Source organism: Imperialibacter roseus, from assembly GCF_032999765.1.
GTDB lineage: Bacteria > Bacteroidota > Bacteroidia > Cytophagales > Cyclobacteriaceae > Imperialibacter > Imperialibacter roseus.
Genome location: NZ_CP136051.1, coordinates 1,486,153 through 1,504,942 on the forward strand (window position 1 = coordinate 1,486,153; position 18,790 = coordinate 1,504,942).

At 47.7% G+C, this 18,790-nt stretch carries 17 protein-coding genes; 4 read left to right on the plus strand and 13 right to left on the minus strand.

Annotation, left to right across the window (positions count from 1 at the left end; genetic code table 11):
- Positions 1 to 81: 81 nt before the first annotated feature.
- Positions 82 to 945, plus strand: coding sequence for an alpha/beta hydrolase (locus tag RT717_RS06450; protein WP_317490922.1), 864 nt, complete (start codon positions 82 to 84; stop codon positions 943 to 945).
- A gap of 54 nt (positions 946 to 999) precedes the next feature.
- Here the strand turns inward: RT717_RS06450 and trxA are convergent, their stop codons facing one another.
- The 6 genes from trxA to trpS all read right to left on the minus strand — a co-directional run bounded on the left by trxA (position 1,000) and on the right by trpS (position 3,553).
- Positions 1,000 to 1,302, minus strand: a complete 303-nt coding sequence (gene trxA, locus RT717_RS06455; RefSeq protein ID WP_317490923.1) for a thioredoxin — start codon at positions 1,300 to 1,302, stop codon at positions 1,000 to 1,002.
- A gap of 4 nt (positions 1,303 to 1,306) precedes the next feature.
- Complete coding sequence (locus RT717_RS06460) at positions 1,307 to 1,558, minus strand: hypothetical protein (protein WP_317490924.1); 252 nt, start codon at positions 1,556 to 1,558, stop codon at positions 1,307 to 1,309.
- 94 nt (positions 1,559 to 1,652) lie between these two features.
- Positions 1,653 to 1,964, minus strand: a complete 312-nt coding sequence (locus RT717_RS06465; protein ID WP_317490925.1) for a rhodanese-like domain-containing protein — start codon at positions 1,962 to 1,964, stop codon at positions 1,653 to 1,655.
- Positions 1,965 to 1,968: 4 nt separating this feature from the next.
- Entirely contained in the window at positions 1,969 to 2,229 is a 261-nt protein-coding gene (locus tag RT717_RS06470) for a rhodanese-like domain-containing protein (RefSeq protein WP_317490926.1), read from the minus strand.
- Between the two features lie 27 nt (positions 2,230 to 2,256).
- Positions 2,257 to 2,457 carry a YgaP family membrane protein gene (locus RT717_RS06475; protein ID WP_317490927.1) on the minus strand — a complete coding sequence of 67 codons (201 nt, stop codon included), beginning with the start codon at positions 2,455 to 2,457 and terminating at the stop codon, positions 2,257 to 2,259.
- A gap of 124 nt (positions 2,458 to 2,581) precedes the next feature.
- The gene (gene trpS, locus RT717_RS06480) at positions 2,582 to 3,553 is read right to left on the minus strand and encodes a tryptophan--tRNA ligase (RefSeq protein WP_317490928.1); all 972 of its coding nucleotides are present in this window, start codon (positions 3,551 to 3,553) and stop codon (positions 2,582 to 2,584) included.
- 126 nt (positions 3,554 to 3,679) lie between these two features.
- Between trpS and RT717_RS06485 the strand changes: the two genes are divergently transcribed.
- Both RT717_RS06485 and RT717_RS06490 read left to right on the plus strand, forming a co-directional pair.
- Positions 3,680 to 4,771, plus strand: a complete 1,092-nt coding sequence (locus RT717_RS06485) for a DUF1573 domain-containing protein (RefSeq protein WP_317490929.1) — start codon at positions 3,680 to 3,682, stop codon at positions 4,769 to 4,771.
- A 145-nt stretch (positions 4,772 to 4,916) separates the two neighbouring features.
- Positions 4,917 to 5,942: an LLM class flavin-dependent oxidoreductase gene (locus RT717_RS06490; protein ID WP_317490930.1), complete on the plus strand. Its 1,026-nt coding sequence runs from the start codon at positions 4,917 to 4,919 to the stop codon at positions 5,940 to 5,942.
- 3 nt (positions 5,943 to 5,945) lie between these two features.
- Here RT717_RS06490 and RT717_RS06495 read toward each other — a convergent pair whose 3' ends face one another.
- The 4 genes from RT717_RS06495 to RT717_RS06510 all read right to left on the minus strand — a co-directional run bounded on the left by RT717_RS06495 (position 5,946) and on the right by RT717_RS06510 (position 10,676).
- A complete protein-coding gene (locus tag RT717_RS06495; protein ID WP_317490931.1) occupies positions 5,946 to 7,253 on the minus strand; it encodes an MFS transporter in 1,308 nt (435 codons plus the stop codon).
- Between the two features lie 53 nt (positions 7,254 to 7,306).
- Complete coding sequence (uxaC, locus tag RT717_RS06500) at positions 7,307 to 8,707, minus strand: glucuronate isomerase (protein WP_317490932.1); 1,401 nt, start codon at positions 8,705 to 8,707, stop codon at positions 7,307 to 7,309.
- Between the two features lie 81 nt (positions 8,708 to 8,788).
- Positions 8,789 to 9,616 carry an SDR family oxidoreductase gene (locus tag RT717_RS06505; protein WP_317490933.1) on the minus strand — a complete coding sequence of 276 codons (828 nt, stop codon included), beginning with the start codon at positions 9,614 to 9,616 and terminating at the stop codon, positions 8,789 to 8,791.
- Positions 9,617 to 9,623: 7 nt separating this feature from the next.
- Positions 9,624 to 10,676 (minus strand): DUF6807 domain-containing protein, encoded by a 1,053-nt coding sequence (locus tag RT717_RS06510; protein WP_317490934.1) that lies wholly within the window; start codon positions 10,674 to 10,676, stop codon positions 9,624 to 9,626.
- Positions 10,677 to 10,949: 273 nt separating this feature from the next.
- Here RT717_RS06510 and RT717_RS06515 point away from each other — a divergent pair, with 273 nt between their 5' ends.
- On the plus strand, positions 10,950 to 12,254 hold the full coding sequence (locus RT717_RS06515) for a Gfo/Idh/MocA family protein (protein ID WP_317490935.1): 1,305 nt from the start codon (positions 10,950 to 10,952) through the stop codon (positions 12,252 to 12,254).
- Between the two features lie 43 nt (positions 12,255 to 12,297).
- Here RT717_RS06515 and RT717_RS06520 read toward each other — a convergent pair whose 3' ends face one another.
- The 3 genes from RT717_RS06520 to RT717_RS06530 all read right to left on the minus strand — a co-directional run bounded on the left by RT717_RS06520 (position 12,298) and on the right by RT717_RS06530 (position 18,557).
- The gene (locus RT717_RS06520) at positions 12,298 to 12,852 is read right to left on the minus strand and encodes an FKBP-type peptidyl-prolyl cis-trans isomerase (protein ID WP_317490936.1); all 555 of its coding nucleotides are present in this window, start codon (positions 12,850 to 12,852) and stop codon (positions 12,298 to 12,300) included.
- Positions 12,853 to 13,067: 215 nt separating this feature from the next.
- On the minus strand, positions 13,068 to 15,173 hold the full coding sequence (locus tag RT717_RS06525; RefSeq protein ID WP_317490937.1) for a thioredoxin domain-containing protein: 2,106 nt from the start codon (positions 15,171 to 15,173) through the stop codon (positions 13,068 to 13,070).
- Positions 15,174 to 15,179: 6 nt separating this feature from the next.
- Positions 15,180 to 18,557 carry a VCBS repeat-containing protein gene (locus RT717_RS06530; protein ID WP_317490938.1) on the minus strand — a complete coding sequence of 1,126 codons (3,378 nt, stop codon included), beginning with the start codon at positions 18,555 to 18,557 and terminating at the stop codon, positions 15,180 to 15,182.
- Positions 18,558 to 18,790: the final 233 nt, after the last annotated feature.

Here is an 18,790-nt window from a genome sequence, read left to right on the forward strand (position 1 = left end):
TCGCCCGAAAATGGCTATCATTATCTGATCAGGCACACACGTGCCCGGCTATTGTCAGATCATTTGTAAACCTACTTAATAATGAAAAAACACCTTATTCTTGCCGCCTTTGTGTGCTTTGCAGGTAACCTGCTGGCCCAAACAGGCAAAGTTTTCGATAACCTTACAGTTACCAGTAAAATTTTGAAAAGCGAACGCAAGTTCGCTATCTATCTCCCACCAGACTATGAGACGTCGCAGCGCAGCTATCCGGTGCTTTACTTATTGCATGGTGCTGGCGATGATCAAACTGGCTGGGTGCAGTTTGGCGAGGTGCTGCGAATTGCCGACAAGGCCATTCTGGATGGTACAGCCACAGCTATGATCATTGTGATGCCCGACGCTGACACTGGCGTGAGGGGCTATTTCAATACCATCGACGGCAAGTGGAACTACGAGGACTTCTTTTTTCAGGAGTTAATGCCGCATGTGGAAAAAACCTATCGGATCAAAGCCGACAAGCGCTACAGAGCAGTGGCTGGCTTGTCCATGGGAGGCGGCGGCACCTTTATTTATGCGTTGCACCATCCTGAATTATTTTCCTCTGCATGTCCTTTGAGTGCGAGCACAGGCCCGCTCACTCCTGAAGATGGTCGCCGGTGGTTGGAACGAAGTGGCACGGAAAATCCGACCCAAGCGCAGTTGGAAGATTACTACAATAAGTTTGGTGTGAACAAGATCATTGACGGCATGGAGGCTGAAAAGCTGAAGTCCGTTAAGTGGTATATTGACTGTGGCGACGATGACTTTTTGTATGAAGGCAACTCGCTTGTGCACATAGCGCTACGTAAGAAAGAAGTGCCTCATGAGTTCAGAATAAGAGACGGTGGCCACAACTGGACCTACTGGCGAACAGCCTTGCCAACCGTGTTGTCTTTTGTATCAGATACCTTTCATCAGAAGTAAAAATAAAAGGGCGGTTGAAAGACCGCCCTTTATTATGTTGTTCATTTGAAAACCTTATGCATGCTCCCGAAAGAGCTTCTCAAGCTGATAGCCAGGCACCGCACCTGACTGCCGCCATTTAATCTGCCCCCCTTTGAAAAGGATAAAGGTCGGGACACCCGTTACCCGGTAGCTCTGGGCAGCCTTAGGGTTTTTGTCCACATCAATTTTGATGATCCTGGCCCTGTCTCCCAATTTGCGTTTCACATCATCCAGCACCGGTGCCATTGCTTTGCATGGCCCACACCAGCTGGCGGTGAAGTCAACCAATACAGGTTGCTCACTTTTTATCAATTCAGAAAATGATTGTTTGCCCATAATGTTATTTCACTTCCTCATAAACCGTTTCCTGATCAGGTAAGTTCTCCTTTTTTGAAGTTGTTGGTACTGCACAGCCACCTGCTCCACAACACCCTGTATTGGTGACAGCCTGAAACAAGAAAAGCGCAGCCAGAACACCCGACAATGCATCGGTTAGTTGAATAGCCTGGGCTGCCAGGAAAACTCCAAATCCAAGCCTGAGCCACCTCGCAAAATGCCATCCTGTTGTCACTAATTCGTAGATCTTTGTCATAGGTTCTGGAGAAAAACAAGGCTTGCAGGCGTATGAAGGAAGTGTTTAAACGACTGCTTTCCCGAACTGCAAGCTTACTTGTCTAACTGGGTAGTTATCTTAATTTGTTTTGAAGACTCATCCAGCCACCGCCATTGTGCACAGTGTAGCCTTTAGATTTAAGAAGGCTTTTGGCTGATCCGCTGCGCATGCCCGATGCGCAGCAGGTAATAATAGTCTTTTCTTTCTTCAGCTTTCCAAGGTTATTTCCCAGCACCTGAAGAGGGATGTTGATAGAACCCTTCACATGGCCACCAGCATATTCTCCTTTCGTGCGAACGTCCACTATCGTGGCGCCATCCTTCACCAGCTGCTTTAAATCAACAGATGGCCCCATGCCTAGCATGTTTTTTATTGCTTGAATCATACGATTAGCTGTTAACCATTTCCATGTTTACCTCAAGCCATGAACCGCCGTTAGAGCAGTCTATCCCCTGGGCTTTTAAGAAACCAGCCGCCTGACCACTTCTGTTGCCGCTAGCGCAGCAAAGAATGATTGGCTGAGCCATTTTCTTTATCTCCTGAACTTTTGAAGTGATGTCTTGTAATGGAATGTTGATTGATCCCTGTACGTGCCCACCCATGAATTCTCCTGGAGTACGCACGTCTATTACTGTTGCGTTCTTACTCATTTTAGATATAAAGTTTATTTGATAAGATTATTTTCTCTTTGTGCTTAAGCCAAACGGCAGATAAAGCGGACAAACTCCAATGAAGCTTGTGAGGATAAAAACGCCCGCTAGTATCAATAAAATAGTGGCGGCCATACCTGACAACTGTCCGAAGTAGTAAAGTGCGCCGATGACCAGTGCCAAAACAATTCTGATTGCCTTGTCGATTGAACCCATATTTGCTTTCATGATAGTCGTTTGATTAGAGGTTTATGTCCTAATACGATACAAATATCCGACAGCAATAGGGCGAAGTATGTGACTTTGGTTACGTTGAAGTTTTTTTTGAAAAAAGAAGCCGTCAGCCCTGTAGTTAGCTGAACCCAAGCGTGTTCCTCACCCTATCTAACACCTTTCGGGCAATCACTCTGGCTTTTGCCTCTCCTTCCTGTAGTTTGGCTTCCAGTTCGTCCTGGTGAGTCATGAAGTAGTCGAAGGTTTCCCTTTCTTTGGCAAAGTGTGAAAGAATCAGTTCCAGTAGTTCTTTTTTTGCGTGGCCGTAGCCGTAGTTGCCCCCAAGGAATTTATCCCGCATGGCCTCGACGTCAGAAGGTGATGCCAGCAGGCTGTAGAGCTTGAAGACATTGTTTGTGTCAGGGTCCTTCGGCTCTTCCAGAGGAGTAGCGTCTGTTACGATAGACATCACTTGCTTTTTGAGATCCTTTTCAGAAGCAAAAATATCGATCGTATTGCCGTAAGACTTGCTCATTTTCTGTCCGTCGGTACCGGGAATAGTCATTAACTGCTGGTCAATACGGGCCTCTGGCATGACAAACACCTCGCCATAGCGGCTATTGAAAGCCCCTGCGATGTCTCTGGCCATTTCCAGGTGCTGCAGCTGGTCTTTGCCGACGGGCACTACGTTTGAATCATAAAGTAAAATGTCGGCAGCCATCAGCACAGGGTACACGAAAAGCCCGGCGTTGACATCAGCCAGCCTGTCCGACTTGTCCTTGAACGAATGGGCATTCTGCAACATCGGAAACGGCGTGAAGCAACTCAGGTGCCATGCCAGCTCTGTCACCTCGCTAACCCTCGATTGGCGGTAAAATATATTTTTGTCGGTATCAAACCCGCATGCCAACCAGGCTGCGGCAACAGCTTTGGTGTTTTCTCTTCTTACATCGGCATCCTTGATGCTGGTTAACGAATGCAGGTCAGCGATAAAGAAGAGGGAATCGTTCTTTTCCTGCCTTGAAAGTTCAATGGCCGGAAGGATGGCTCCCATCAAATTACCTAAATGTGGTTTCCCTGAACTCTGTATGCCTGTAAGTATCCTTGCCATTGATCAAATTTTGGGCAAAGTAAATAAAAATCTTACGTTGATACTTCAGTAATAGTGATAAGTGTTGATCGTTAACTACTGACTGCGTTATTTCGTAACAAGTTTAGGATGAAAAATATGGAGACAATGAAAAGGCTGGTATTTACATTTTTGGTGGGCAGTTTGCTGTTTTTTGTGGCAAGTAATGCAATGGCACAAAGTGGCGCTGTTGCTGAGTTTACCGAAACAGAACATGATTTTGGAGATGTAAGAGAAGAGGAGGGCCCCATTACTCACACTTTTGAGTTTGTCAACAAAGGCAATGCGCCTTTGGTTATATCCGGTGTGAAAGCCTCGTGTGGGTGTACTACCCCGGGCTGGAGCCAGGAGCCTGTGTTACCCGGAGAAAAAGGCTTCGTGAAAGCCCAGTACAATCCGGCCAACCGCCCTGGTTCGTTTCGAAAGTCGCTAACAGTTACCAGCAACTCATCCGCCGGGGCTACCAGCTATTTGTACATAAAGGGCAATGTGACGCCCAAGCCACGAACACCTGCCGATGACTATCCGAGCAAATTGGGAAACACCCGGTTCAAGTACCGGTCGATGAATTTTGGTGTGATTACAACTGAAAAGCCCGTAACGAAAGAATTCGAGGTATATAACGACAGCGACGCAGCCATCACATTCAAAGAGAACATAGAAGCGCCAGCCCACATCAAGGTGTCGTATGATCCGTTGATTTTGGAGCCTAAGAAGGTAGGCAAGGTGGTGGTTACTTATGATGCAAAGCAAAAGGCCAGATTTGGCTACAATTCCGACAATGTGAAGCTTTTTACCGATGAATCAGAGAATGGAGAGAAGCTTCTTTACGTGCTGGCTACGATAGAAGAGTATTTCCCACCAATGACAGATGCCGAAAAAGCCAAAGCAGCGAGGCTGTCGTTTCAGGAAGTGACTCATGATTTTGGAAGGATTCAGCAAAGTGCCAGCGTTTCGTTCGACTTCGTTTATACCAATACTGGCAAGGCTCCGCTGAATATCAGAGACACCCGAACCAACTGTGGTTGCACCGTATCTACTGTAAGCAAGGAGGACTTAAAGCCGGGCGAAACCGGTAAACTGTCGGTTACCTTCGACCCCAAAGGAAGAAAGGGAACACAACAGAAGACCATTACCATTTTCTCCAATGACCCAACAGCCTCAGCACAGACGCTGACAGTGAAGGCTTATGTAGAATAAAAAGCTTCTCAAAATACTGACAAGATGAAAGCCGCTCCAGAGCGGCTTTTTGCATTTAAGAGACCCGTTTCTAACTGACGGGAATTTACTTTAACGAGTCTGTGTTCATCCGAGGTGTTTTAGTGTAAAAATGGGTACAAGTCATATGGAAATAGGAATAGACAGCTTTGCTTCGATTGTGTCGGATAGTGAATCCGGTGTGGAGGCAGACAGCATGCAGGCGATGGCCAATTTACTTGAAAGAATTGAACACGCTGACAGATCGGGGTTGGATGTGTTTGGGATTGGTGAACATCATCGCAGGGAGTTCCTCGATTCCTCAACCGTCACCATCCTTGCAGCGGCGGCGGCTCGCACTAATACCATACGGCTAACAAGTGCCGTGGCAGTGCTCAGTGCTGCTGACCCGGTGAGGGTGTTTCAAAGCCATGCCACGCTCGACCTCATTTCCGGCGGAAGAGCCGAAATGGTAGTAGGCAGAGGCTCTTCAATCGAAGCCTTTCCACTTTTCGGCTTTGACCTGAAGGACTACGACCAGCTTTTTGCTGAAAAACTGGGGCTTTTACTCCATATCCGTGACAATGAAATTGCCAACTGGTCAGGTAGATTCCGTCCAAGGCTTGTTGATCAACCTATTTATCCAAGGCCGGTGCAAAATCCACTGCCGGTTTGGCTGGGAGTGGGCGGCACGCCGCAGTCGTTTGCCAGGGCTGGTATGCTTGGGCTTCCCCTCATGGTGGCCATCATCGGCGGCGATACGCATCGGTTTCGCCCCCTTGTTGATTTGTACAGAAAGGCCTGGCTGGAGGCCGGTCACCCAGAAAATGAAATGAAGGTAGGGCTGCACTCCCTGGGCTATGTGGCAAATACGACAGAAGAAGCCATAGCAGACTACTTCCCGGGCTTTTCTGCCAATATGACGAGACTAGGGAAAGAGCGGGGGTGGCCCCCAATGACCAGAGAGCGATTTGAGATGGCAAGGGCACCCCTTGGGTCGTTGCTTTTGGGAAGCCCCGAGGAGGTGGCAGAGAAAATTTTACGGCACAGCGAGGCATTAGGAGGCATAGATCGGGTGACTTTCCAAATGGATAATGCCAACCTTCCTCATGAAAAAACCATGCAGGCTTATGAGCTGATTGGTAAGAGAATAAAACCTTTGATTCAGGGGTAGGGGCTAGAGCTTTATCTTAGCAGGCCTGGGGGAAATGAGGTGCATCAGTATGAGTGCTACCACATAAGCGCACCCACAAATAATGAAAAGCACACTGTAGCCGGCATTAATGTCTCCAAGTGTCTTGTAGTAGTCTAGCAACCGCCCCACGACAATTGGAAAAAGCACACCACCAAGGGCGCCCGCTAATGTGCCAATGCCAATCAAGCTGCTGATGACCTTTTTTGGAAACTCATCCCCTATAGTTGTGAGAATATTGGCGCTCCAACCCTGATGCGATGCCGCCGCCAGGCTGACTAATGCGACGGCGATCCACAAATTACTTAGGAACTGCGCCAGCATAATCGGAACTACACATAACGCAAACACCAGCATCGACACCCTTCTGGCTTTGAAGATGGGCCAGCCTCTTTTGATCAACCAGCTCGACAGGTAGCCGCCCCCGATGCTACCCAGGGTGGTGGCGGTGTAAATAATCGCCAGCAGCAGGCTAGGCTTGGTAAAGTCGACTTGAAAGGCATTTACAAAGTAGGAGGGAAGCCAAAACAAGAAGAACCACCAGATGGGGTCTGAAAGAAATTTGCCAACAATAAATGCCCAGGTTTGACGAAAGGAAAGCAGTTTGAGCCACGAAACCCTTATGGTACTTTCATCCTTTTCTTCATCATCGCTGTGGATGTAGTCGTATTCCTCCTTGCTTAGCCTTTTTTGCGATACTGGGATGTCGTAGAATTTCCACCACAAGGCGAGCCATACAAACCCCATGGCTCCGGTCAGGATAAATGCTTCTTCCCAGCCCCACATGGAGACGATAATGGGCACCAGGATTGGCGCCACAATCGCCCCAACGTTGGTGCCGCTAATGAAAATGCCAGTGGCCAGCGCTCGTTCTTTCTTGGGGAACCATTCCGCCACTGTTTTGATGGCTGTGGGTAAATTCATAGCTTCACTCAGCCCAAGGACTGCCCTTACTGATGCAAAGCCAATAGTCCTCGTTGTTATTGCGTGTGCCATGGAAGCAAGGCTCCAAATGATCAACGAAAGGGAGTACCCCAATTTGGTGCCGATTCTGTCAATGAGCCCGCCAAAGCTGAGTAATCCCAGAGCATAAGAGGCTGTGAAAGCCATCACCACATGGCTGTAGTCGATTTCACTCCAGCCAAAGTACTGCTCCAGCGTAGGCTTAAGTATGCCTATCACCTGCCTGTCCACATACCGGAGGGTGGTGGCGTAGAACAATAAGGCACAAACGTACCAGCGATAGTTCTTTATTACGCTTGATTTGAGCGAATGAGAAGAGTCGGCTGACATGTGCGTTGACTAGTTTCGAAGATGCATTGGATCTGGCACAATGTAGCTACGAATCAAAAACCAAAATAGGTTTTTGCATTGTTGTAGCAAACATCCTCCACCATTTGACCCAGCAGCGCCATATCATTTGGGAGCTCACCGTTTTTCACATCTTCTCCGATAAGGTTACAAAGTATTCTTCTGAAGTATTCGTGCCTGGGGAAGGACAGAAAGCTTCTGGAATCGGTGACCATCCCCACAAAAACAGAGAGAAGGCCCATGTTAGACAGTGTGTTCATTTGCTTCTCCATGCCATCTTTCTGGTCGAGGTACCACCAGCCGCTTCCCCATTGCATTTTCCCGGCAGTTGTTCCGTCGTTGAAATTGCCGGTCATCGTAGCGAATAGCTCGTTATCGGCCGGGTTGAGATTGTAAAGGATGGTTTTTGCCAGCTGATTGCCGCTGTCGAGGTGATTGAAATACCTGGCCATGGTTTGGGCCTGTGGAAAATCGCCAATGGAATCAAAGCCAGTGTCGGGGCCCAGCTCCCGCAGCATCCTGTCATTGTTGTTTCTTAAGGCTCCCAGGTGAAATTGCTGCACCCAGCCTTTGCTGTGGTAAAGTGTGCTGAGGTGGCTTAGGATAATAAAACGAAGGCCAACTGCCTCAGCAGTGGTCAGTGGGTGCCCTTCTAAGGCCTGAACAAAAAGCTTCTCGGCTTCTTTTTCGGTAATGTTGCTAAAAGGGAGAGTCTCCAGCCCGTGATCTGCCGCACGGCAGCCGTGGTCATGAAAGTAATTTACTCTGTTTTCAAGGGCTCTGAATAAGCCCTGAATAGAGCTGATGTTGACGGAAGAGGCTTCTGCTAATTTTTGCACGTAGCTAGCATACGATGCGGAACCAGCAAATGTATATGCTTTGTCAGGTCTGAAGGTTGGCAGCATTTTGAGCGTTTTTGACGACTGCATCTCCTCGTGGTAATGCAAGTCGTCGCAGGGATCGTCCGTTGTGCAAACCACCTCTGCTTTCATTTTCGCCAGCAAACCCTGCACCCTGAAGTCTTCCCTCTGAAGCATGGTGGAACAATCTTCATAGATCTTCCGGGCACTTTTACCATTGAGAAGCTCTGTCACCCCAAAATACCGTTGAAGCTCCAGGTGGGTCCAGTGGTAAAGCGGATTGCGCATGGTTTTTGGCACTGTCTCCGCCCACTTCACAAACTTCTCTTCAGGTGTGGCATTGCCGGTGCAGTAGCGCTCATCTATGCCGTTGATTCGCATTGCTCTCCACTTATAGTGATCACCTTCCAGCCAGATTTCAGTAAGATCCGAAAACTGACGGTTCTCAGCAATATCTTTTGGAGAAAGGTGATTATGGTAGTCTACGATGGAAGCATTTTTAGCATGCTTGTGATATAGTTGTCTTGCTTCTTCCGATTGTAAAAGGAAGTCCTCGGTCAAAAAGGTTGGGTTCATGTTTAGGTGTTAATCGTAAGAAGTCCTGTTGGTTGCACGCTTTCCATTGACATGCGTTCAAAATATTTAAGTTATCACTGACTAAACTCCACAATAGGCATTGAATCCGCCGTCGACAGGCACCACCACGCCGGTAACAAATTTAGAGGCGTCGGAACACAACCAAAGTAAGGTTCCGATGAGCTCTTCGGCGTCGCCAAATCGTCCAAATGGTGTTTGGTTGATCACAGCATTTCCACGGGCTGTTAGTGTGCCATCGGGGTTAGTTAACAGCGCCCGATTTTGCTCTGTGAGGAAGAAGCCTGGAGCAATGGCATTTACACGTATGCCCTCGCCTACTTTTTTGGCCATTTCTACCGCAAGCCACTGCGTGAAATTGTCAATGGCAGCTTTGGCAGCTGAATAACCCACCACCCTGGTGATAGGCCTGAATGCCGACATGGATGAAATGTTGACGATAATGCCTTTTTTGTTGGCGGCCATTACCTCGCCGAATATTTGCGAGGGTAGCACAGTGCCCAGCAGATTCAAATCAACTACCTGCTGAAAAGCCTTCGTATCAAGGTCGAAGAATGTTTTGTCGGGAGAGATAGTAGCACCCGGCATATTGCCGCCAGCTGCATTGACCAAAACGTCAATTTGCCCGGTCGTCTTCAGAATATCTTTTTTTACACCTAACAGGTTGTCTTTGTCCAGTACATCGGTCTTGAAAAAGCTGGCTTTACCACCAGTTTTTTCAATGTCATTGACAAGGCCTTTGCCTGCATCTTCTCTTCTGCCAAGAACGACCACATGAGCACCAGCAGCAGCCATATTCTTCGCCATCACCGAGCCCAATATGCCGGTGCCACCGGTGATTACAATTGTTTTGCCTTCTACCGAAAATAGTTGGTTGGGGGATTGATTCATGAATTGCCTACTTGTTAAACTCTTTGAACTGTTTGTTCATTTCTTCATCACTCAAAAACTTACCGGAGCTGAGCAGTACCCTGTGGTTGAAAACAATTGATTCACCTGGCTTCAGTGTGGTAGTGAACTCCGGATCGGTGGGAACGTATGACTTGGATGCGAGATTGTTGACAGCAAACAACCCGTAGCCACGAGCATGCCAGTGTGCCGGATAGCCCATGTTTTTCTTGTTGTCCACCATGGCAATGGTAATATCTTCGTTTCCTTTGGTAGCAGAAAGGCTGACCCAGTCGGCACGCTTGCCCCATACGTCACCTTTTTCAAGCCCGCCGCTGTTTCTGTACACACCATTCACGCCTTCGTTGTTAAGGGCGGCTACGGTGGTTGGGTTTCCTGCTGCGTCGGTAAACACTTCCGGCTTGTTGCTGGGCTCTTCAAATGCCCGATCTAATCTGATACCCATCATGCCTTCCTTCGACTCCTCAAAAACCACTTTGTCTTTTTGAGCTGTGAGCTTCGTTGTACGATCGATAGTACGAAGGTCGTCGGTTCCTGAAAATATGAACGTTGTTTCTTCAACCATGAGCACCTTCCCTGAGTTGTCAACCCAGTTCGCTTGCACCACCAATGTGCCTTTGGTTTTGCCGCCCTCTGCTTTTATTACCTTTTGATGGCGGATGCTGCCATAATCCTTCTTTTGATCAGCAGGAATGGCATACGAGTTGTTCCAAAAGTCAAGATTGTTTACATCTCCATAATTGAACCATAGCCCAACATGGTGAGGGTGGTCTACCCGCTCTCCTGCTCTTGGATTTCTGGGGAAGCCTCTGGTAATCACCGTCCCGTTTGCGGTATATATCGGATAAAGTACAGGTTTGTCCAGATCCTCGGGATAGATATAAGATGTGAAGAGTTTTCCATCTATCATCACATCTACCTTTTTGTTCTTTTCGTCAGTTACAAACTTCACACCCTTCATTTGCGCATACCCAACGTGGGCGATCAGTGTAAACAGGAATAACGCAGCACCTGTTTTTGCTATTTTACCTAGTAAATCCATTAATGATGTAATTTATATTTTGATTTTGGATGAGTTTACGGATTGTCATAGTTATGACGAAATTTTCATGGCCGATCCTTACATGTTCCTCGCTTTTTTCTGGAGCAAAAGAACAAGCTAAGGGTGATAAGGGAAAAATCCGTCTTATAGTAGTCAAGCGCCTTTTTTGTAGGGTTTTCCCTACTTTCCGGCGCCGAACAAGCCTTTCTCATTTCACTTTCACTTAACGAATGAAAAGCGATTCGCAATATTATAAAAACCTACTTTACTATTATGAAAAAGCCAGAACCATTCACCCGAAGAAAGTTTATTAAAAACACCACGGGAGCTGCCATTGTGCTGGGCTTCCCCACCATTATTCCATCAAGTGCCTTTGGAGCCAACGACAAGGTGCAGGTGGCTGTACTTGGCGTAAACGGCAGAGGGAAAGATCACATCAAGGGATTTCAGGGCCTTGAAAACGCTCAGGTGGCGACACTATGTGACCCTGATAAAAATATCCTGACCACCAGGGCTGGAGAATTTGAGGCGACATATGGCGCTAAAGTGAAAATGGAGCAGGACTTGAGAAAGGTGTTTAACGACAAAAACATTGACGCAGTGAGCATTGCCACGCCAAATCACTGGCACACGCTAGCCGCCATTTGGGCCATGCAGGCAGGCAAGGATGTTTACGTGGAAAAGCCAGGGACTCATAACCTTTACGAGGGTAAGAAATTGATTGAAGCCGCCAAAAAGTACAACCGTGTGGTTCAGCACGGCGTGCAGCTTCGGAGCTCAGTAGCCATGCAAGAGGCTATTCAGCACCTGCGTGACGGACTCATTGGTAATGTTTATATGGCCAGGGGACTTGTGTTTAAGTGGAGGCCTGATATTGGTGACAAAGGAACCGAGCCTGTGCCAGCAGGACTCGACTACGATCTTTGGACTGGCCCTGCCGAGATGCGGGACTTCTCCAGAAACTACGTGCACTACAACTGGCACTGGAGTTGGAACTATGGCAATGGCGACGTAGGCAACCAGGGCATTCACGAAACCGACCTGTGCATGTGGGGGCTGGACGTGGGATTGCCTACCCAGATCGCATCGATGGGAGGGAAGTTCCTGTGGGATGATTACAAAGAAACCCCTGAAGTGTTGACTTCCACCTACCACTACCCGGATCAAAAGAAGATGATTCAGTTCGAGGTTCGCCCATGGATGACTAACAAGGAAGATGGCGTCGGCATTGGAAACATCTTTTACGGAAGCGAGGGGTACATGGTGGTGAATGGATACAATGAGTACCAGACGTTTTTGGGCAAGGACAAGACACCTGGGCCAACAAGAAAAGAGGGCGGCAGCCACTATCAAAATTTTGTCGATGCAGTGCTGGCCAAAAATCCAGCTATGTGCAATGCACCTGTTGAGACGGCCCATCTGTCGTCAGGCCTGGCTCACCTGGGGAATATTGCCTATCACACTGGCCGTGTTTTGACCTTCGACCCAAAAACGGAGACGTTCCCAGGTGACGATGAAGCCAATGCTATGACGAAAAGGGAGTACCGGGCACCTTACGCTATTCCAAAAAAGATCTAAGGCATAGGAAACCCCGGTGCATTTTCAGTTTGAAAGGCTGTCCTTAAAAAACGCCAAACAGCTCAATGTCAAAGATGAGATTGGAGTTTTTTGGGATGGCCACTTTGCCGGAACTGTCACGGACATCATTTGCTCCGTACCCAAGTCCTGATGGGATGTATAATGTAATTGTAGACCCGTTCGGAATGAGCGGCAATGTTGTCTGGAAGCCGGCTATTAGTCTGTAAAGGTAGGTTTCCAGTTTATCGCCAGCGTCGAATTCTTCGCCAGTACTGAGCAGTTTGCCAGAGTACTTGATCCATACGATACTCTCCAATTTGGGCTTCTCTCCATTGCCCAGAGTATCAATTTTGTATCGAACACCCTGTGGTTCTGTTAAAATAACGTCGGTAAAACCCCAAACGGCCAGCGAATCGTCAATGATCTTTGTGTCAATATCCAGCTGAGTTTGGTCTACATTTTTCAGGGCGCTGTCCAATAGGTCTTGCGCTGTGAGGGTTTCGGCCACTTCTTTGTTGCAGCTTGAAAAGAGAAAAATGAATGCTGCCAGTAAAATATTTGCTCTCAAGGCAAAGGTTCTGTTTAGTTCAATCCTCATTAGTTAAGTTTTCTGTTTAAAGTTGGCTAACCATAATAGTTGATAAGACCCTCACAGTCTCAAATGGTTTAAAGGCAACGGTGATTTTATTGGTTCAAAGTTAGAAGAAATGAATCTTTTAATAGGCTGTTTTCGGCAGGAAGGCGCAAAAATTACCTGTCAATTCCAGGAAAACACAATCAAGTCTTGACTTCATGAGTTCAATAGTGATAGGTTTAATTGCCACTTAGCTGCTTCAACGCCTGTTCCACACTTTTTACCGGAAGCTTGCATACTTTGTTTTGACATACATAAATGATGGTTTCGCCCTCTACAAGCTTATTTTCAAGCAGGGGAAGATTTTCACTGTCCCCTCCCATAAGCAGCATTCCTGGGTGATACTCCTTCATTAAAAGCCGGCTTTTTTCCAGTGCATCTGGCCCCATCACTGCAACTTCAAAGGGTTCGTTCAGCAGCAAGCCCATCAAGCTCGCCCATTTGGCAAAGTAAGGGCCGCTTTGGGTGAAGTCTTTTGAAAGTGAGCTCACCATTTTCATACTCATGTCCAGATACGCCGCAGATTCATAGTAATGCCCGAGTTTGAAAAGTACTTCGGCCATAGCTGCGTTCGACGAGGGGATTACCTGGTCGGCGATTTCGAATTTCCTCGCCACCAGCTGCTCCGACTTATTGGATGTGTAGTAGAAGAAGCCAGTAGATGTATCGTGAAAGTGTGTGACGGCATAGTCGGCAAGGCTGCGGGCCTGCTCAAGCCAGCTAATATCGAAAGTAGCCTGATAAAGCTGGATGAATGCCAGCGAGAGGAAAGCGTAGTCGTCGAGGAAGGCCTCGATCGACGGCCCGCCATTTGTATAGCTTCGCCACAGTCCGCCGTCGCTTCTTATCATGTTTTTCTTTAGAAAGTCAGCATTTCTAAGGGCAATATCGAGGTACTCCGGTTTGCCGAATGCCCAGTAGGCATCTATGTAACCCGACAGCATAAGGGCGTTCCAGGAGGTGAGTATCTTATCATCCAGCGACGGCCGGATCCGCTTATTTCTGGCTGCTAGAAGTCGTTTTCTCGACTTTTCAATTGCCGTTGTCGCCGCATCTGCGGTCAGCGTAGGCTTTGTGGCCAGCTTTGAAAGGCCGGTTTGCCTGTACAAGACGTTCTTCCAATGCTCCCAATTGCCTTCGGGAGTGATACCGTAATAGTCGCAGAAGAGCTCCGCCGATTTTGTGTCTAGAAGCGCTTCTATTTCAGCTTTTGTCCACACGTAGAATGTGCCTTCTTCACCTTCGCTATCGGCATTCAGTGAGGAGTAAAAGCCAGACTGCGGCGAGGTAAGTTCGTCGCCCACGAACGAAAGTGTTTCTTCCACCACACGAGCATAAGCCTGATTTTTCGTTAGCTGATAAGCATGGGCGTACAGGCTAACCAGTTGGCCATTGTCGTACAGCATTTTTTCAAAGTGAGGTACTCTCCACTCTGCATCTGTCGAGTACCTGGCAAACCCTCCCGCCAGGTGATCGTAAATTCCACCGGCAGCCATAGCATCGAGGGTAGTGCTGACCACTTTCAGGGTACGTTCACTATTGTTTTGGCGGTGCTCCTGAAGCAGGAATTCCCAAACGACGGGCATTGGAAACTTGGGTGCCCCTGCCAGGCCGCCAGATAAATAATCTAGCTCTGGCTCCCAGTTAGTGAATATGCCTTGATAGGTTTGAAGTAGCTCGGTATTTGCTTCTGACTCAGCTGAAGCAATCATGTTGTTTTCAAGGATGCCTTCAGTGACGGCGGCTGCCTGTTTGTCTACATTCAATCGATCAGACTTGTATGCCTCGGTGATTTGATTCAGCAAGTTGATCCATTGGTCTTTCGGAAAATAGGTGCCTGCGTAGAATGGCTTGCCGTTTGGTAGAGCAAATGCATTCAGCGGCCAACCAGCACGGCCTGAGATAAGTTGGGCGGCGTCGATGTATACCTGATCGACGTCGGGCCGCTCTTCTCTGTCGATTTTGATTGCCACAAAATTCGCATTCATGATGCGAGCCACCGTGGTGTCCATAAAAGACTCTTCCTCCATCACATGGCACCAGTGGCACGAAGCATAGCCAATGCTGATGATCAGCGGCTTGCTTTCACTGGTCGCTTTCGTCAGGGCCTCGTCTCCCCATTCGTACCAGTCCACGGGGTTGTCGGCGTGTTCACGCAGGTAGGGGCTGCTCGCTTTCGCCAGGCGATTGAGTGATACGGTGTTTTCTGTCGCCGGCGAACTGCATCCTGCACAAACCAGGGCTGTGAGCACCACCCAGGCCCATCCTTTTCTCTCTACACGCATATCCAACTATTTATTGAGCGCTACTTTTTCATCAGAGGTGGCCCGGGAGGTCGAAAAAATCCTTAGCATGTCATTATTGGATGAAACAAGCACCAGCCAATTTTTTCCAGACTTGATCATTTGCACATCTTTGACGTTGAAGGGTACAAAGAAGCCGCTTTGAAGGCTTCCCGCTGCCTTGAATTCGAAGTTACCAAGCCCTTTCAAAAACGCTCCGGGCGAGGCATCATTGGGAGTGGTTTCTACTTCTGTGTCGAACTTGTTGCCTGCCACAAGAAGGTCTTTGATGCCATCGCCATCAAAATCCTCCACGAGTATGCCGTTGACCGCTGAAAGCTGCGCTTCGATAGGCAGTTTTTTACTTTCAAACTTTGCGTCATTGTTCACCAGAATGGCATTTGAAAAAGTATAGACTTTTTTATTCAGCGCTGAGTTCATTCCCGGCCCTAAAATCGACTGAAGATCCGAGCTTGCGAAGGAGAGGTAGCTGGGGAATTTTTGTCGAATGGATGGTACCTGGCCGGAGCTGCATTCGATACCACGAACGGGCACCAAAACAGAGTCGTTGTAATAACGGGCCAGGAAAATATCATTAGTCCCGTTGTTGTCAAAATCTTTGGCAAACACCTGAAATGGTTTTTCTAAGTTGGTTTTGAACTTGTAGTTCTCGCCCAGGTTTCCAACAATCAAATCCTGATCACCATCGCCGTCAATATCGTTGGCCACCACTTTGTTCCACCAGCCTTCTGTTTTGTCAAGTCCGTAGATCACGGTGGCGTTTTTTAGCTTCCCGTTAACGTTGGCAAATACCATCACAGGCATCCATTCGCCTACAATCACCAGCTCGGCTGTTTTATCTCCATTCAAATCGGCCCAGATGGCAGAGGTTACCATGCCCACGTCGGTAAGGTCTGGTGCGAGTGCCTTGGTTTGATCGATGAATTGTCCGGACTCATTAATCAACACATAGCTTCTGGGCGAGTAGGGGTAGGCACCGGTGATAACGTGCCCACCACGGAAAAGATCAAGGTCGCCATCGCCGTCAATGTCATAAGGCACTACCACCGATCCGCTGCTTTGCGTGTTGATGGTTGCTGACTTGGCAAAGTTGCCTTTCCCATCATTCAAATAAAGCCTGTCCTTGTATTGCTCGGCTTTGTCAGGAAACTCGCTTCCTCCACTCACAACATAAAGATCAAGGTCTCCATCGCCATCAGCATCGAACAATGTGGATCCCATGTCTTCATAGCTTTTGTCTGCTGCAAAGGCGGCTGTAGATTTTTTAGCCAGCTTGCCTTTTGACTGTATGTAAAGCTGCCCGGCCTGGCCAGAAGCACCACCAATGAATAGATCGTCTTCTTCATCTCCGTTAACATCACCAGTTGACATGAAAGGCCCGCTCATCGAGAAATTGTGTGGAAGCAGTGTTTGGTCTTTGTATTCATTCACTTCGTTTTCCTTGTGCACAAAAGTTTCCGCCAATACTCCGGGCGAGGCCTGAAACAATAACTCCTTTGAAGCGGGAAGTTTCTTTGGCTTCACTGCTTTCTCGTAGGAAACAACAACTGTTTGATTGACGCCAGCAATAGACATAGTATTCTGCGTACCATCAAGCCATGAAACTCTAAGGCTGTCGATGCCAGCAGCTTGACCCAGACCGAAATGGACTATTGGGTCGTTTGACGAAAGATAACCCCTTACAGTTTTGTTCTCGAAAAACTGAATTTTGCCATCGTAGTATATGGTGACTTTAGCTCCCATGCCATCTGCATTCGTAGCAGGCCCGTCGAGCTTTACCTTCAGGTAATTATTGCGATCAGACGAGGTGTTTTCGTAGATGAAAGCTTCGTCATCCAGGTTGTTGATGACAAGTTCCAGGTCTCCATCATTGTCCAGGTCGCCCACCGCTGCACCATTGGAGAAGCTGGTTTCATCAAAGCCCCATGAGTCTATTGCGTTTTCAAAATGCAGGTTGCCGGTGTTTCTGAAAAGGTAGTTTTTCACCTTAATGGGATCATATACCTCAATGAAATCCTTGTAACCATTTTTAAGCATGTCGTTCATCGACGTGTATTTGCTTTTGTTTTTTAGGACAAAATCCCGTAGTTTCTTGTCAAGGTCCCCATCAAACACATCACGGCGATAACCATTGGCGACAAAAACGTCTCTGTATCCGTCGTTATCAAAATCTGACATCAGAACCGACCAGCTCCATTCTGTTTTGGACACTCCGGCCATTTGCGAAATGTCGCCAAAGAATGAATTCCCCTGATTTAGGTGGAGCGCATTGTGCATGTACTGCTTGTGCATGCCTCCGTTCACAATATTGTAAAACCCTTCGACGTCCATTGAGGGCATGGATACCTTTGATCGCTTGTAATCTTCGGGAAGCATTTCGGTAACCATAATATCTTCCAGCCCATCGTTGTTGATGTCTGCCACATCAGTACCCATCGAGTACATCGAGATGTGGTTGGTGGTTTCTTTGATCTGTTCTTTGAAAGTGCCGTTTTTCTGGTTGATGTACATATAGTCACCCTCGGCAAAGTCATTGGCAACGAAAATATCGGTATAACCATCACCATTAAAGTCAGCGGTAACTACGCTGAGCGCATAGCCGAAATTGTTTTTGATGCCAGCCTGGACACCGATTTCACGGAACTTGCCATTCTCGTTTTTGTATAGCTTATCTCTGCTGAAGGAGGGAGACAGCTTTTTTTGCCGGATCATTTCAGTGAGTGGAAGGTCGAACGAATCCGGCCTGTTAGTCAGGTAAACATCCAGATCGTTGTCATTGTCCATATCAAAAAATGACGCATGTATGGAGTAGCCAGACTCGTCAAGCCCGAACTCCTTTGCCTGTTCCTTGAAGGTCAGGTCTCCCTGATTGATATATAGTAAGTTGGTTCTTTTTTCTTCGCTATCGTGATAGCCGCCCTTGCAGACGTATATGTCAAGCAAGCCGTCGCCATTGATGTCTACCATGGTCACGCCGTTGTTCCACCGGCCATTGCCTTCCACGCCTGCTGATTGAGAAATGTCTTTGAATTTCAGGTCCCCCTCGTTGAGGTAAAGCTTGTTAGGCACTTCATTACCTGTAAAATATATGTCAGCGAGTCCATCATTGTTGATGTCTCCAATACCAACGCCGCCACCATTGTACACGTAGGCGAAATTATCGAAGTAGTTGTCGTAGTTCTCATCCACGTCGTTGCGGAAAGTAACTCCGCTGCTGGTCCCGGGGAGCCTTTTAAAAACAGGTACTTCCTTCTTCTCTTCAGGCGTCGAGACGACATCCGTCTTGGTTTCGCAGGCCGCAAGTATCGATAAAAGCAGAAGTGCTCCGAAAATGGAGGTTAGATGTATTTGTAGTTTAAACAGCATAACGGCAATATGATTTGGGTAGGCAGTCAGCCGAAATCCAATGGTTGTTGACTGACTTACCTGCTCTTTTAAAATTAGGTCAAAGTTAAGGGCTTTGCAAGACTAAAGGATGTTCACCAGCCTTTCTCTTTTCTCACAGCCAAAAGCATTTATGAAACTGGTGGAATCAATTAGTCAAATTGATTCGTTGACACCCCTCAATAAAATAAGAAGGGCCAGGCAATATGCCCGGC